Below are 14,619 nucleotides of genomic sequence, written 5' to 3'. Positions count from 1 at the left end.
GGAAAAAGAGATGAAAATGACAAGTAAAAAGATGAAAGACGAGTTAATGAAGAAATTATCTCGACCAGAATGGGATTTTCATTATGATAGCGAGAAAGAAGTCCTTCGTATTGAACAAACAGACTCGAAAAAAGGTATTAACGTATCACTTCCAGGAGTAGTAGCAAAATGGGAAGTGAACAAAGAAAAAGCGATTGAAGAGGTCGCTTATTACGTACAAGAAGCGCTAATTGCAATGCATAAAGAAGAAAATAGCACGGCGAAAATTTTACCTGTTATTCGCTCTACTTCTTTCCCGAAACAATCAGAAGAAGGAAATCCGTTTATTATGACGGACCACACGGCGGAAACACGTATTTACTATGCGCTAGATTCTAATAAAACGTATCGATTAATTGATGAACGCTTATTGCAAAAATTAGAGCTTACAGAGCAACAAGTACGTGAAATGGCATTATTTAATGCTCGCTCATTAGGTTATGAATTTAAGCAGGAAACAGTAGCAGGTAACACATTCTACTTTTTAAACACAAATGATGGGTATGATGCGACTCGTATTTTAAACGAATCGTTACTACAATCGATGCGTGAAAAGATCTCTGGTGACATGGTTGTGGCAGTTCCTCACCAAGATGTATTAATTATTGCTGATATCGTCAACGAAATCGGTTATGATATTATTGCACAAATGACAATGAAATTTTTTGCCGAAGGGCATGTTCCGATTACATCACTTTCATTCGTATATGAAGATGGGGACTTCGAACCAATCTTTATTTTAGCGAAGAATCGGAAGAAGACAGATGGAAAAGAGAAAGGATGAACGAAGTGAACGTTTTTTACAACCTTGAAGGAATTGGTGACACTTTAATTGTTACCTTACAAGATATTACTTTAGAAAACCGTACATTTGACCGCAAAGGAGATGTTGCTCGCGTATACGATCGTGAAAGCAACGTAACAGCAGGATTCAACATCTTTAATGCATCTTCTTATGTAGAAGTAACAGATAACGGAAACGTTACATTAACAAAAGAATTTGTTGAAAAAATTAACGACATTTTAGCAAAGAATGGCTTTGAAGAAAAAGTAGAAGCTGATTTCACGCCGAAATTTGTTGTAGGCTATGTAGCTGAAAAAGAGAAGCATCCAAATGCTGATAAATTAAACATTTGTACAGTAGAAATCGGTACAGAAACATTACAAATCGTATGTGGTGCACCAAACGTTGATGCAGGACAAAAAGTTGTCGTTGCAAAAATTGGTGCTGTAATGCCAAGCGGTATGTTAATTAAACCAGCTGAACTTCGCGGTGTTCCTTCTTCTGGAATGATCTGCTCTGCACGTGAATTAGAGCTTCCAGACGCTCCACAAGAAAAAGGTATTCTTGTATTAGAAGATAGCTTTGAAGTTGGACAAGAATTTAAATTTTAATTGATATAAGAAAAAGTAGTCTCACAATATGTGGGGCTATTTTTTTATGCGAAATTCTTAGAATTGTAACGTTTCTCTTCAAAATCTATATTGTATTTTGAAAATGTATTAGGTAAAATTTAGAAAAAAGAAGGGGATAGACGTATGAAACAACAACCAAAAATTGCAGAACTTCTGAAACGAATTGAAACTTCAAAACAGCAAGATATCGAGTTAGGTTCCTATGAAATTTATTTGTTTAGCGAAAGTGAATTAGAAAAAGGGCAAGTCGGTTACCGATATGATAAACATAAAAATTCATTAATAAGTGAAGGAAATGGGAAGTGGCAAGAAGGATGGATTGCGATCGGATATGAAACGGATATGGGCGATCCAGTTTTCGTGAATGTGAATGTGGATGATGACGTTTATCCGGTTTATACTGCAGAGCGTGGTACAGAAACGTGGCAGCCTGTTTATATTGGAAATATGGATGATGTTATAAAACAATTATAAGAAGAACTTTGAGCCCGGTGCAAAGTGATGGGAGAGAAGCATGAGGTATATAAAAATAATGAGCATGATTGCATTCATTGGAATATATATGGGAGGTTGTTCGCAAGAAGAGCCGAAAAAAGAAACAACATCTTCTGTACAACAAAAAAATGATGATAAAAAGGAAGACGCACCGGTAGAAAAGCAGCAAGAAGAACCGCAGGCAATTCAAACGAATGAGCAAGTGGAACATAAGCAGGAGGAAGTGCCGGCCGAGGAAAAGAAAGAGGAAACTACGCCAGTGCAACCAACAGAGCAACTTATGCAAAATAATGAACAAAAAGTAGAGAGTAAGGAAAAACAAGAAAAGTTTCTCGTCGTTATTGATCCAGGGCATCAACAAAAGGCGAATTTAAATTTAGAGCCGATTGGACCAGGAGCAACAACACAGAAATATAAAGTGACAGATGGTACAACAGGTGTTGTGACGAACAAGAGAGAGGCTGTCCTTGTATTAGAAATGGCTTTTATATTAAAAGAAAAGCTTGAAGCAAAAGGAATGCAAGTATTGATGACGCGAACGTCGCATGAAGTTGATATAAGTAATAAGGAACGAGCAACATTCGCGAATGATCATAAAGCGAATTTATTTTTGCGCCTTCATGCAGATGGTTCTGAAAATCCAAATCAAAGTGGATTTGCTGTATTGACGCCGGCAGAAGGAAGTCCGTTTACGAAAGAGATTTATGCGGAAAGTCTTCAAATCTCTCAAACGATTGTAAATAAAATGAGAGAAAACAATCAGGTGAAAGTAAATGGGATTAAATTCAGGGACGATCTTTCTGGATTTAATTGGGCAAAAGTTCCTGGTGTACTATTAGAACTTGGATTTATGTCAAACCCTGAAGAAGATAAAAAATTATCTGACCCACAGTATGTAAATTCTTTATTGCAAAGTGTAACGGATAGTGTAGATGAATATCGAAAGAGTAAAGCTTAAACGCAGTCTTACATGAGAGGTTGCGTTTTTTTATATGAAAACACTCGTAAATTAGAATATTATGGATAAATATGACATGCTTAATTTTACCTGCACTTTTTGCCGAATGCTGATACAATAAAGGATGTTACTATTTAGTAGAAAGAGTGGTAAGCATGTTAGATTGGATGAAAAAGCTGTTTAACAAAGAGGAAGAACAAACAGCGATGAATAAAGAAGTACCAAAGCAAACTGAAAGTCAGCCGAAAATTCCTCGTGTAAACCACTACACTGAAGCAAGAGAAGCACAAATGGCAAGTAGGAACGCAGGTAAATGCCGTTTTCCATTAATACCAGATGATGGATTTGAAGAGGATGATGTAAAAGAATTACCCCACTTTGAAGAACAACCTGTTCAAAGAGGAGTATATGAAAATCAGCCGACTCAAAGAGGAATAAAAGTGGAAAGAAGTAGGCGACCATATGTGGAGAAGGTAGTTTCTACATATGAAGAGCCGGAAGTGCAATATGAACCGCAGCGAGAACCTGTCGTAAAAAAAGCATCCGTACCGTCGCAAGAAAATAACCGTAGACCATTTCGTCCAACAGAAATGATTTCGCCAATTTACGGATATAATCGTCCTTCTGTAGAGAAAAAGGTAGAAAAGCAGGAGGAAGAACAGGAAAGAGAAGATCTTGAAATATCTGTAGAGGGCAAATCAGTCGTTGATGCATGGTTAGAGAAAAAAGGATATACATTATCTGATTTCTCAGAAGGGCAAGCAACGAATTCTTCTCCTAGTCATGAAGGAGTTAGTCAACAAGGTAAAAAGAAAGAAAAATCAGTTGTTGATCAATGGCTAGAGAAAAACGGTTATGAAATTGAACGCCAAGAGCCTTTAGTAGAAGAGGAAGAAGTAGTTCAAGAAATAAATACACCGCAGGAAGTTTCAGTGGATGAATTACTTCGTAAAACGGTAGCTGAGCGTACGGGAGATGCAAAGCAAGAAAAAGATGTAGTGGTGTTAAACGAAAGCATTCTACAAGAAGAATTAGTAGATTCTAAAGTAGAGCACGAGGGTACAATCTTATCAGAAGAAATTAAACGTAATACAGAAATAGAAGAAGCTACTACTGAAGTAGAAAAGAAAATTCCAGAAGAAGCAGTGATTGTCAAAGCAGAAGAAAAACTTGAAGAAACAATTATTGTGGAAATACCAGAAGAATTTGAAGAAGTTACAGAAGCCGAAGAGCCAGAAGAAGCGGAAGTAATTGCAGAAGCCGAAGAGCCAGAAGAAGTGGAAGTAATTGCGGAAGCCGAAGAGCCAGAAGAAGTGGAAGTAATTGCAGAAGCCGAAGAGTTAGAAGAAGTGGAAGTAATTGTAGAAGCCGAAGAGCCAGAAGAAACGGAAGTAATTACAGAAGCCGAAGAGCCAGAAGAAGTGGAAGTAATTGCAGAAGCCGAAGAGCCAGAAGAAGCGGAAGTAATTGCAGAAGCCGAAGAGCCAGAAGAAGTGGAAGTAATTGCGGAAGCCGAAGAGCCAGAAGAAGTGGAAGTAATTGCAGAAGCCGAAGAGTTAGAAGAAGTGGAAGTAATTGTAGAAGCCGAAGAGTTAGAAGAAGTGGAAGTAATTGCGGAAGCCGAAGAGCCAGAAGAAGTGGAAGTAATTGCGGAAGCCGAAGAGTTAGAAGAAGTGGAAGTAATTGCGGAAACAGAAGCGCCAGAAGAAGCGGAACCTGTAGCACTTGAGGAAACGCAGCAAGAAATGTTGTTAAATGAAGCAATTGAACAAAAGAATGAATTCATACATGGTGCTAATGCTGATGAACAAACGAAGAAAGATGTTCAAAGCTTTGCGAATGTTTTAATTGCAGAAGAACAACAAGTTGTAGAAGAAGCACTGATTGCGGAAGAACAACAAGTTGTAGAAGAAGCGCCGGTTGTGGAAGAACAACAAGTTGTAGAAGAAGCACTGATTGCGGAAGAACAACAAGTTGTAGAAGAAGCGCCGGTTGTGGAAGAACAACAAGTTGTAGAAGAAGCACCGATTGTGGAAGAACAACAAGTTGTAGAAGAAGCACCGATTGCGGAAGAACAACAAGTTGTAGAAGAAGCACTGATTGTGGAAGAACAACGAGTTGTAGAGGAAGCACCGATTGCGGAAGAACAACGAGTTGTAGAGGAAGCACCGATTGCGGAAGAACAACAAGTTGTAGAGGAAGCACCGGTTGTGGAAGAACAACAAGTTGTAGAAGAAGCACCGATTGTGGAAGAACAACCAGTTGTACAAAAAGAAGAGCCAAAACGTGAGAAAAAGCGTCATGTACCATTTAATGTTGTTATGTTAAAACAAGACAGGACACGATTAAGGGAAAGACATGCGGCTAGAATGAATGCAATGCAACCTTCTATGAGTGAACGAGTAGAGAATAAGCCTGTACACCAAGTAGAAGAACAGATGCAACAAGAGATAATAGAATCACAAGTGGAAGAAAAGCCAATGCAGCAAGAGATAATAGAATCACAAGTGGAAGAAAAGCCAATGCAGCAAGTGATAGTAGAACCACACGTGGAAGAAAAACCAGTGCAGCAGGTAGTGGTAGAACCACAAGTGGAAGAAAAACCAGTGCAGCAGGTAGTAGTGGTAGAATCACGAGTGGAAGAACGTCCAGTGCAGCAAGTAGTAGAACCACAAGTGGAAGAACGTCCAGTGCAGCAAGTAGTAGTAGAACCACAAGTGGAAGAACGTCCAGTGCAGCAAGTAGTGGTAGAATCACGAGTGGAAGAACAACTAATGCAGCAAGTAGTAGTAGAACCACAAGTGGGAGAAAAACCAGTGCAACAGGTAGTGGTAGAGCAAGTACAAAAGCCAAATTCAAGTACGGAAGTACAAGAGAAAGCATATGTTGTAAATCAAAGAGAGAACGATATGCGAAATGTATTGCAAACACCACCGACATATGCAATTCCGCCATTAACATTGTTGTCAATTCCACAGCAAGCAGCGTTAGATAATACGGAATGGTTGGATGAACAGAAAGAATTATTAGATACAACGTTTAATAATTTTCATGTTGGTGCACATGTTATTAACGTATCGCAAGGTCCAGCAGTAACTCGTTTTGAAGTACAGCCAGACCCAGGTGTGAAAGTAAATAAAATTACAAATTTAAGTGATGATATTAAGTTAAGCTTAGCTGCGAAAGATATTCGTATTGAAGCGCCAATTCCAGGGAAGAGTGCGATTGGAATCGAAGTTCCAAATAAAGAAAGTAAGCCAGTATTTCTTCGTGAAATTTTAAGAAGTCCTGTGTTTACAAAGAGCGAATCACCGCTTACAGTTGCGCTCGGGCTTGATATTTCAGGCGATCCAATTGTAACTGATATTCGGAAAATGCCACACGGACTTATTGCGGGTGCAACAGGTTCTGGGAAAAGTGTGTGTATTAACGCAATTTTAACGAGCATTTTATATAAAGCGAAACCGCATGAAGTGAAGTTAATGTTAATCGATCCGAAGATGGTTGAGCTTGCACCATACAATTCTGTTCCACATCTTGTAGCACCTGTTATTACTGATGTAAAAGCAGCAACAGCTGCGCTAAAGTGGGCAGTTGAAGAGATGGAACGTCGTTATGAATTGTTTGCGCATGCTGGTGCTCGTGATTTAACTCGTTACAATACGATTGTAAGTGGGAGAGAAATCCCAGGTGAGACGTTACCTTATATTGTAATCGTCATTGACGAGTTAGCGGACTTAATGATGGTTGCTCCTGGTGATGTTGAGGAAGCGATTTGTCGTATTGCACAAAAAGCTCGTGCTTGTGGTATTCACTTATTAGTTGCGACGCAGAGACCATCTGTAGACGTTATTACAGGTTTAATTAAATCAAACATTCCAACGCGTATTGCGTTTACAGTATCATCTCAAGTTGATTCGCGTACGATTATCGATATTGGGGGCGCGGAGAAATTACTTGGTCGTGGTGATATGTTATTCTTAGGAAACGGTACGTCTAAACCGGTTCGTGTACAAGGTGTATATGTATCGGATGATGAGATTGAGAAAACAGTTGATCATGTGAGAAAGCAAATGAAGCCGAACTACTTATTTAAGCAAGAGGATTTATTAGCGAAAACAGAACAAGCTGAGTCGGAAGACGAATTGTTCTTTGACGCATGTCAATTTGTTGTAGAACAAGGGGGAGCGTCCACATCTTCTGTACAGCGAAAATTCCGCATCGGTTATAATCGCGCGGCACGTCTAATTGAAGAGATGGAATCGCAAGGGATTATTTCTGAAGGAAGAGGAACGAAACCGAGAGATGTCCTTATTTCTGAGGATGAATTCGCTGCTATGCAGGAAACAAATGTATAGTAAACGGTTTTGCTGTATACTAATAGAAAATGTTGGATAGTAAAGTAGGGAGTAAAGCGACATGAAAGAAATTGAATTAAAATTAAAAGGTGAAATAAATCGACTAACAAATAGAACATTTAAATTTGACGAGCGAGTTGGAGAAGGATGGTTCTCTGCCGTTTACTTTTTAAAAACTAGAGAAATCATTGAAGAATTTCGCCCGAAAAGTGTTGTAACAATGCAGTTTTTCCAAAAGGAACATGCAGTTCTTTGCGGAACAGATGAGGTAATCGCATTGCTACAAACATTTGCCAAAAATCCTGAGGAATTAGAAATTCATTCTTTAAAGGATGGCGATAATATTAGTCCGTTTGAAACAGTTTTAACAATTCATGGTCCTTATGAAAATTTCGGATTTTTAGAAGGTGTAATTGATGGGATTTTAGCTCGTCGTACATCAGTTGCGACAAACGTATATAACGTTGTCCAAGCTGCACGTAGTGTAGATAAAGAAAAACCAGTTATTTTCATGGGAGATCGTGATGATCATTATACGCAACAAGCTGGTGACGGTTATGCGGCATACATCGGAGGTATGAGCGCACAAGCGACGCATGCAATGAATGAGTGGTGGGGCAGAAGTGGTATGGGGACGATGCCTCACGCATTAATTCAAATGTTTAATGGTGATGTTGTTGAAGCTGCAAAAGCGTATCATAAGAAATTCCCAGAAGATGAATTAGTTGTATTAATTGATTACAATAATGATGTCATTACAGATGCACTTCGCGTAGCTCGTGAATTTGGATCAACATTAAAAGGTGTGCGTGTTGATACGTCTCGTACAATGATTGATCAATACTTCATTCGTCACCCAGAAGTACTTGGAACATTTGATCCACGTGGTGTAAATCCATCGCTTGTATTTGCACTTCGTAAAGCTCTTGATGAGGAAGGGTTCCAACATGTAGATATCGTTGTAACTGGTGGATTTGATGAGAAGCGTATTCGTGAATTCGAAGCTCAAAATGTTCCTGTCGATATATATGGAGTAGGAAGTAGCTTATTAAAAATGAATATTGGCTTTACCGGTGATAACGTAGAATTAAATGGAAAACCAGAAGCAAAAGCAGGTCGTAAATACCGTCCAAATCCACGTCTAGAGCGTGTTCAATTAGAAACAAAAGAAGATATGTAAAAATGAGAAAAACTGATAGGTGATTGACCCTATCAGTTTTTCTGTTATCATAGTATAACAGCTGGTTTTTTGCTATAATAAGTTTGTTATGGACATAAAAAGAAGTACGTACGTGGTTATCCTGATAAGTGAAGATTAAAGAAAACTTCGCTTCATCAGAAATGTATGATGATTACCAAAATAAGAAAAGATTCATATACTGTCTTATAGATAGGCCGTTGTATTAGTTCGAAATGTTGGAGGTTCTTTAAGATGACAGTTTACCATTTTGTAGGAATTAAAGGAACAGGAATGAGTTCATTAGCGCAAATTCTTCATGACATGAAGCATACTGTTCAAGGGTCTGATTATGAAAAGCGTTTCTTTACACAAACAGCATTGGAAAAGCGTGGTATTTCCATCCTTCCTTTTGATAAGAATAATATTAAAGAAGGACAAGTGATTATCGCAGGAAATGCATTTCCTGATACGCATGAAGAAATCGTAGCAGCAAAAGAATTAAATATCCCAGTACATCGTTACCATCACTTCTTAGGTGATCTTATGGATCAGTACACAAGTGTTGCTGTAACTGGTGCACATGGAAAAACATCAACTACAGGTTTGTTAGCCCATGTAATGCAAGGCGCACACCCAACATCTTATCTTATTGGAGATGGAACTGGGCATGGGGTAGAAAATAGTAAGTATTTTGTATTTGAAGCTTGTGAGTATCGTCGTCATTTCTTGTCTTACTATCCAGACTATGCAATTATGACAAACATTGATTTTGATCATCCAGATTATTTTACAGATGTCAATGATGTATTCAGTGCATTCCAAGAGATGGCATTGCAAGTGAAAAAAGGCATTATTGCATGTGGAGATGATGAAGAACTTCAAAAAATTCAAGCGAAAGTACCTGTTATTTTCTATGGATTTGGAGAAGATAATGATTTCCAAGCACGTAACATCCAAAAGAGAACAGATGGTACTATATTCGACGTATTCGTTCGTAATACGTACTATGACACGTTCAAAATCACAGGATATGGCGATCACAGCGTATTAAATGCATTAGCAGTAATCGCGCTTTGCCATTATGAAAACGTTGATGTAGAAGCAGTTAAGCATCAGCTAACAACTTTTGAAGGCGTAAAACGTCGCTTTAATGAAAAGCCAATGGGAGAACAAGTTATCATTGATGACTATGCACACCATCCGACAGAAATTAATGCAACGATTGAAGCAGCTCGTCAAAAACATCCAGAGCGAGAAGTTGTCGCTGTATTCCAGCCACATACATTCTCACGTACAGAGAAATTTTTAGATGAGTTCGCGGAAAGCTTAAGTAAAGCTGACCAAGTATACTTATGTGATATTTTCGGATCAGCACGTGAAAACAAAGGTGAATTAACAATTGAAGATCTGCAGAAGCGTATTGACGGTGCAGAACTAATTACAGATACAACAACGGATGTATTAAAGAAACATAAAAACGGCGTTCTTATCTTCATGGGCGCAGGAGACATCCAAAAATTCGAAGCAGCTTACGTAAAAGAAGTTCAAGTTGCAGAGAAGTAATAGAAAAGACGCATAGCTTGGCTGTGCGTCTTTTTTGTGCTGTTTTGGGTGAACAGCGTTGTCGAATCTAGTCGGTAAGCCGATGTAACTGCCTTTGTGTTCGATATATTTTAAAAATTGTTGATATATTATGGTGCATTCCTTCAAATTAAAATGTTAGAATAATAAGAAAACTAAAAGGGGCTAAAAAACATGTTCACACTTCGAGTAGATGATGAAATTGAACTACAACTATTAGAAAAACATCATAAAGAGGAACTATATGAATTAATAGATCAGAATCGTACCTATTTAAGAAGATGGCTTCCATGGGTAGATGGGACGAAATCTGCTGATGCGTATAATGAGATTTTTCCGATGTGGTTAAAGAAATTTGCAGAGGGAGACGGTTTTGAAAGTGGCATACGTTATAAAGGAAAGCTTGTTGGTATGGTAGGTATTCATCCAGTGAGTTGGGGGAAGAAAGCAGCGAGTCTCGGATATTATCTTGCAGAAGATGCTGGCGGGAAAGGTATTATGACGCGTAGCGTGAAGGCTGTACTTCACTATGCATTTGAAAATCTAAAGCTGAATAAAATTGAAATCAGATGCGGTGTTGAAAATGCAAAAAGCCGCGCTATTCCAGAGCGTTTAGAGTTTAAGTTAGATGGTATTTTAAGAGATGAAGAATGGCTATACGATCACTTCCACGATATTGCTGTATACAGTTTACTAGCTTCAGAATGGAAGGAGATTCGATGAACGAGAAGATTCATATTGTTCCGTATGAAAGTAAATTTCAAGAGGAAGTAGTAAATCTTATCGTTCATATTCAGCAAAAAGAGTACAATGTCCCAATTACGAAAGAAGAGCAACCTGACTTACTTGAAATAGAAACGTTCTATCAAAGGAATCACGGAAGCTTTTGGGTAGCAACGTACGGTGGAAAAGTAGTTGGAACAGTAGCTTTATTAGATATTGGGGGTCAGCAAGTAGCGCTAAGAAAAATGTTCGTAAAAAAAGAGTTTCGCGGAAAAGAATGGGGCGCATCACATATGCTACTTCAAAAAGCGATTTCGTGGGCTGAGAATAAAAAGCTGAAAGATATTTATTTGGGAACAACAGTGAAATTTTTAGCGGCGCATCGTTTTTATGAAAAGAATGGTTTCCAAAATGTGAATGTAGAAGAGTTACCAAAAAGTTTTCCAGTGTTAGAGGTAGATAAGAAATTTTATAGGTATACTATTTAAAAAGGTCATTCATAAATGATCTTTTTTATGAACTAAAATGGAAACGATGGTATAATTTGGATAGGGGGTGTGGGTATGAACTTTCCGATTCAAAGAAGTAAGTCTGCGATAATTCTCGTTAGTCTAACGTTAGCTTTTATGGTGGTATATCCGATTGTAATGTTCTTTACAAGAAAAGGGGATTGGGTTTCAGCTCTAATTGGGATGGGGTTATGCTTCATTGTAAATGGCCCTCTCGTTTGGGAAATATTTATTAAAAAACATAAAGTAGAAAATGGTGTGCTAAAATACGGCGTTTTAAATGAAGATGTTATATTGAAAGATATTATAATTATTCGCCAAGTTGGGAAGTCTCTTGAAATTACGACGAATGCATATAAGGTACATATGATTGGGATGCCGCAAGATATGAATGAATTCTTGGCGCTTATTGAGAAAGAAAATCCATATGTGAAAATAGAAATGGTAGGTAAGAAATGAAATATGTAAAATCTTTATTTTGTTTGGAAATTTTGCTGGTGCTTGCTATTTGCACTAGAGTATATATTAAATGGGACTTGCCTTTATATGTCCCAATATTAATAGGGATTATTGCAGTGACACTTTTATTTTATTTCCATTCGCAGCAAATGAAGAATGAGAAACATAGCTCTTTATAGTGCAGGGGGATTAGAAATGAAAAAAATCTGTATGTTATTTTTGCTTCTATTAACGGCATCCGTTCTTTTCATAGGATGTAGTGCGAAGAAAGAGAAGTCTGACGTTAGCTTAGAAAAGGCACAAAAAATTGAAGTTGAATCCCTTATTGATTCGAGTGATAAAAAAACAATTACCGATAAGAAAGAAATCAAAAAGTTGTTTGAATCAATCAAAATGGATGAGTGGGAAATGGAATCGGCTCCTATGGATACTCCGCAAGGGAAAACGTTTAAAATGTATCAAGAGGATACACCAAAATTATTGGATTCGAGTAAAGGTAAAAAAGAGTTACATGAAATTGGTACTATGACAGTATATAAAGATGTTCCTTATGTTGAGGTTGAATTGAAAATTAATAAGCTAAAAAATAAAAATAGTTTTAAAGTACCAGAAGATGTGGCTAAAAAATTATTAGAGTATTAATGAAAAAGCGCTCGGATAGAATTCCGAGCGCTTTTCATATTATTTTAAGTTCTCTGGGTTTAAAGCTTCTAATTCAGGTACAACGAAGCGTCCGTCTTTACGGATTAGTACGTCGTCGAAGTAAATTTCGCCGCCGCCGTATTCAGGGCGTTGGATGCATACTAAATCCCAATGGATGTTAGAGTTGTTACCGTTCCATGCATCGTCGTAAGCTTGTCCAGGAGTGAAGTGGAAGCTGCCATCAATTTTTTCATCGAATAGAATGTCTCCCATTGGATGTAAGATGTATGGATTTACGCCGATTGCGAACTCACCAACGTAGCGTGCGCCTTCGTCTGTATCGAAGATTTTGTTAATGCGCTCTGTATCGTTTGCAGTTGCTTCAACGATCTGGCCATTCTCGAATTTAAGTTGTACATTTTCAAATGTATAACCGTTGTAAGGAGATGGTGTATTGTAAGAAACTGTACCGTTAACAGAATCACGAACTGGTGCAGAGTATACTTCACCGTCTGGAATGTTTAAATGACCTGAGCATTTAATAGCTGGAATGTCTTTAATAGAGAATGTTAAGTCAGTTCCAGGACCAGTTAGGCGAACTTTATCTGTTTTATTCATTAATGTAACAAGGCTATCCATCGCCTTATCCATTTTACCGTAGTCTAAGTTACATACTTCGAAGTAGAAGTCTTCGAAAGCTTCTGTGCTCATTTTAGCAAGCTGCGCCATAGAAGCATTTGGGTAGCGAAGAACAACCCATCGTGTTTTCGGAACACGGATGTCTCTATGAACTTTCTTACCAACTGTTTGACCGTGAACTTTCATGCGCTCACTTGGCACGTCAGCTTGTTCGTTAATGTTATCGCCAGAGCGAAGACCGATATAAGCGTCCATATCTTTCATTACGCTTGCTTCATATGCAGCGATTTGTTCGAAATGTTCTTCAGTAGCCCCCATTAATAAAGAGCGATCTACTTGATGATCTTTTAAAGAAACGAATGGGAAACCACCAGCTGCATATGCTTCTTTTACAAGTGCAGTTACAAGTTCTTTTTGTAAGCCAAAGTTTTCAATTAATACTTTTTCGCCTTTTTGTAAGCGGATAGAGTAGTTAATTAAATTGTATGCTAACTTTTCAATGCGTGGATCTTTCATATGTAAAGCCTCCCTACTAATTATGTATCCTCTCCTATTGTAACCTACTTAGTGGAATTTGTTGAATCATTTATGTTAAAGTTAACGAATAAGTATGAAAATTCTAATGAAAAGATAGGGATTAGAACGAAACGGAAAATGATTGTATAATGGGAGAAAGTATGAAAAAGATAAAGGAAGTGATGAAATGCAAGTTCTTTTATATGTAAGTGCGGCTATTATTGCGGTTGCTTTCGCTGTATTAGTAGTGTATGTATGCAGAACGTTGTTATCGGTTCAGAAAACGTTAGAAAATGTTGCGAGCACGTTAGAGGGTTTAGAAAAGCAAATGCAAGGAATAAGTGTAGAGACGGAGCAATTATTACATAAGACAAATGCGTTAGCTGATGATATTCAACAGAAGTCACAGTCGCTAAATAAAGTAGTAGAAGGTGTGGATGGAATCGGAACGACGATTCACTCTTTAAATACGAAGCTTCGCAATGTATCAGAGTCTGTTACGGACGAAATTGAAAATAATGCAGATAAAGTAGCACAAGTTGTGCAATGGAGCAGTGCAGCAATTGAAGTATACAACCATTACCGTGCTACGAGACAAGAGAAAAAGGTTGAAAAAGAAGAGCGTAAACTTGAGAGAGCTGAGCAGAAGGCTGAAAAGAGAGAAAAACGCTCTAGACTTCGCATGAGAGGTGAGTAACGATGAGTATGATGAAGATTGAAACGATTGAAGAACTTGAAGCGTTAGTAGAAAAGAACGAGCCTTACGTTCTTTTTAAGCATAGTACGACATGCCCAATTAGTCACGGTGCATATACTGAGTTTCAAGCGTATTGCCGTGAAGAAAGAGAAGTGCCAGCATATTATTTATACGTACAAGAGGCGAGAGATGTTTCGAACCATGTTGCAGAGCAGTACAGCATTAAACATGAATCTCCGCAAGTGCTATACATAAAAGATGGAATGGTAGTATGGCATACATCGCATTGGAATATTAAAAAAGAAGCTTTAGAAGAGAATGTAAAATAGAGAGAGGCAAGCGAAGGGCTTGCTTCTTTTTTATTTTGTTGCAATATATTTATGGTACACTATAGATACTTTAAAACT

15 protein-coding genes are annotated in these 14,619 nt (G+C 37.9%); 14 read left to right on the top strand and 1 reads right to left on the bottom strand.

Going from position 1 to position 14,619, the window contains the following annotated elements; genetic code table 11:
* Positions 1 to 10: 10 nt before the first annotated feature.
* The 12 genes from BAQ49_RS30680 to BAQ49_RS30625 all read left to right on the top strand — a co-directional run bounded on the left by BAQ49_RS30680 (position 11) and on the right by BAQ49_RS30625 (position 12,360).
* Positions 11 to 823, top strand: a complete 813-nt coding sequence (locus tag BAQ49_RS30680; RefSeq protein ID WP_071748363.1) for a DUF1444 domain-containing protein — start codon at positions 11 to 13, stop codon at positions 821 to 823.
* The gene (gene ytpR, locus BAQ49_RS30675; RefSeq protein ID WP_001006779.1) at positions 820 to 1,434 is read left to right on the top strand and encodes a YtpR family tRNA-binding protein; all 615 of its coding nucleotides are present in this window, start codon (positions 820 to 822) and stop codon (positions 1,432 to 1,434) included. The genes BAQ49_RS30680 and ytpR overlap by 4 nt, the downstream gene beginning before the upstream one ends.
* A gap of 144 nt (positions 1,435 to 1,578) precedes the next feature.
* Positions 1,579 to 1,929, top strand: coding sequence for a thiamine transporter (locus BAQ49_RS30670; RefSeq protein WP_071748362.1), 351 nt, complete (start codon positions 1,579 to 1,581; stop codon positions 1,927 to 1,929).
* 40 nt (positions 1,930 to 1,969) lie between these two features.
* Positions 1,970 to 2,908 carry an N-acetylmuramoyl-L-alanine amidase gene (locus BAQ49_RS30665; protein WP_071748361.1) on the top strand — a complete coding sequence of 313 codons (939 nt, stop codon included), beginning with the start codon at positions 1,970 to 1,972 and terminating at the stop codon, positions 2,906 to 2,908.
* Between the two features lie 155 nt (positions 2,909 to 3,063).
* A complete protein-coding gene (locus BAQ49_RS30660; protein WP_071748360.1) occupies positions 3,064 to 7,266 on the top strand; it encodes a DNA translocase FtsK in 4,203 nt (1,400 codons plus the stop codon).
* Between the two features lie 61 nt (positions 7,267 to 7,327).
* On the top strand, positions 7,328 to 8,446 hold the full coding sequence (locus BAQ49_RS30655; protein ID WP_000658379.1) for a nicotinate phosphoribosyltransferase: 1,119 nt from the start codon (positions 7,328 to 7,330) through the stop codon (positions 8,444 to 8,446).
* A gap of 252 nt (positions 8,447 to 8,698) precedes the next feature.
* Positions 8,699 to 10,009 carry a UDP-N-acetylmuramate--L-alanine ligase gene (murC, locus tag BAQ49_RS30650; protein WP_071748359.1) on the top strand — a complete coding sequence of 437 codons (1,311 nt, stop codon included), beginning with the start codon at positions 8,699 to 8,701 and terminating at the stop codon, positions 10,007 to 10,009.
* 192 nt (positions 10,010 to 10,201) lie between these two features.
* Entirely contained in the window at positions 10,202 to 10,750 is a 549-nt protein-coding gene (locus tag BAQ49_RS30645) for a GNAT family N-acetyltransferase (protein ID WP_071748358.1), read from the top strand.
* Positions 10,747 to 11,238, top strand: a complete 492-nt coding sequence (locus tag BAQ49_RS30640) for a GNAT family N-acetyltransferase (RefSeq protein ID WP_071748357.1) — start codon at positions 10,747 to 10,749, stop codon at positions 11,236 to 11,238. Before BAQ49_RS30645 ends, BAQ49_RS30640 begins: the two co-directional genes overlap by 4 nt.
* A 75-nt stretch (positions 11,239 to 11,313) precedes the next feature.
* Complete coding sequence (locus BAQ49_RS30635; protein ID WP_071748356.1) at positions 11,314 to 11,718, top strand: PH domain-containing protein; 405 nt, start codon at positions 11,314 to 11,316, stop codon at positions 11,716 to 11,718.
* Complete coding sequence (locus BAQ49_RS33820; RefSeq protein ID WP_071748355.1) at positions 11,715 to 11,897, top strand: hypothetical protein; 183 nt, start codon at positions 11,715 to 11,717, stop codon at positions 11,895 to 11,897. The genes BAQ49_RS30635 and BAQ49_RS33820 overlap by 4 nt, the downstream gene beginning before the upstream one ends.
* 16 nt (positions 11,898 to 11,913) lie before the next feature.
* Positions 11,914 to 12,360 (top strand): hypothetical protein, encoded by a 447-nt coding sequence (locus BAQ49_RS30625; RefSeq protein ID WP_071748354.1) that lies wholly within the window; start codon positions 11,914 to 11,916, stop codon positions 12,358 to 12,360.
* A gap of 39 nt (positions 12,361 to 12,399) precedes the next feature.
* Here BAQ49_RS30625 and BAQ49_RS30620 read toward each other — a convergent pair whose 3' ends face one another.
* Complete coding sequence (locus BAQ49_RS30620; RefSeq protein WP_000654731.1) at positions 12,400 to 13,515, bottom strand: aminopeptidase; 1,116 nt, start codon at positions 13,513 to 13,515, stop codon at positions 12,400 to 12,402.
* A 187-nt stretch (positions 13,516 to 13,702) separates the two neighbouring features.
* On the opposite strand from BAQ49_RS30620, the gene BAQ49_RS30615 reads away from it, so the two are divergent.
* Both BAQ49_RS30615 and ytxJ read left to right on the top strand, forming a co-directional pair.
* Complete coding sequence (locus tag BAQ49_RS30615) at positions 13,703 to 14,212, top strand: DUF948 domain-containing protein (protein ID WP_083595995.1); 510 nt, start codon at positions 13,703 to 13,705, stop codon at positions 14,210 to 14,212.
* Positions 14,213 to 14,214: 2 nt separating this feature from the next.
* On the top strand, positions 14,215 to 14,541 hold the full coding sequence (gene ytxJ / locus BAQ49_RS30610) for a bacillithiol system redox-active protein YtxJ (RefSeq protein WP_071748352.1): 327 nt from the start codon (positions 14,215 to 14,217) through the stop codon (positions 14,539 to 14,541).
* Positions 14,542 to 14,619 lie beyond the last annotated feature (78 nt).

The sequence above is a fragment of the Bacillus proteolyticus genome (genome assembly GCF_001884065.1).
Taxonomy (GTDB): domain Bacteria; phylum Bacillota; class Bacilli; order Bacillales; family Bacillaceae_G; genus Bacillus_A; species Bacillus_A proteolyticus.
This window is presented reverse-complemented; position numbering and strand designations above follow the sequence as displayed.

Bases quoted from the DNA above. Each gene is read 5' to 3' on its own strand.
- ytxJ (WP_071748352.1), top strand. From the start codon at position 14,215: ATGAGTATGATGAAGATTGAAACGATTGAAGAACTTGAAGCGTTAGTA.
- BAQ49_RS30670 (WP_071748362.1), top strand. From the start codon at position 1,579: ATGAAACAACAACCAAAAATTGCAGAACTTCTGAAACGAATTGAAACT.
- ytpR (WP_001006779.1), top strand. From the start codon at position 820: ATGAACGAAGTGAACGTTTTTTACAACCTTGAAGGAATTGGTGACACT.
- BAQ49_RS30665 (WP_071748361.1), top strand. From the start codon at position 1,970: ATGAGGTATATAAAAATAATGAGCATGATTGCATTCATTGGAATATAT.
- BAQ49_RS30620 (WP_000654731.1), bottom strand. From the start codon at position 13,515: ATGAAAGATCCACGCATTGAAAAGTTAGCATACAATTTAATTAACTAC.
- BAQ49_RS30660 (WP_071748360.1), top strand. From the start codon at position 3,064: ATGTTAGATTGGATGAAAAAGCTGTTTAACAAAGAGGAAGAACAAACA.
- BAQ49_RS30615 (WP_083595995.1), top strand. From the start codon at position 13,703: ATGCAAGTTCTTTTATATGTAAGTGCGGCTATTATTGCGGTTGCTTTC.
- BAQ49_RS30635 (WP_071748356.1), top strand. From the start codon at position 11,314: ATGAACTTTCCGATTCAAAGAAGTAAGTCTGCGATAATTCTCGTTAGT.
- BAQ49_RS33820 (WP_071748355.1), top strand. From the start codon at position 11,715: ATGAAATATGTAAAATCTTTATTTTGTTTGGAAATTTTGCTGGTGCTT.
- BAQ49_RS30645 (WP_071748358.1), top strand. From the start codon at position 10,202: ATGTTCACACTTCGAGTAGATGATGAAATTGAACTACAACTATTAGAA.
- BAQ49_RS30680 (WP_071748363.1), top strand. From the start codon at position 11: ATGAAAATGACAAGTAAAAAGATGAAAGACGAGTTAATGAAGAAATTA.
- murC (WP_071748359.1), top strand. From the start codon at position 8,699: ATGACAGTTTACCATTTTGTAGGAATTAAAGGAACAGGAATGAGTTCA.
- BAQ49_RS30625 (WP_071748354.1), top strand. From the start codon at position 11,914: ATGAAAAAAATCTGTATGTTATTTTTGCTTCTATTAACGGCATCCGTT.
- BAQ49_RS30640 (WP_071748357.1), top strand. From the start codon at position 10,747: ATGAACGAGAAGATTCATATTGTTCCGTATGAAAGTAAATTTCAAGAG.
- BAQ49_RS30655 (WP_000658379.1), top strand. From the start codon at position 7,328: ATGAAAGAAATTGAATTAAAATTAAAAGGTGAAATAAATCGACTAACA.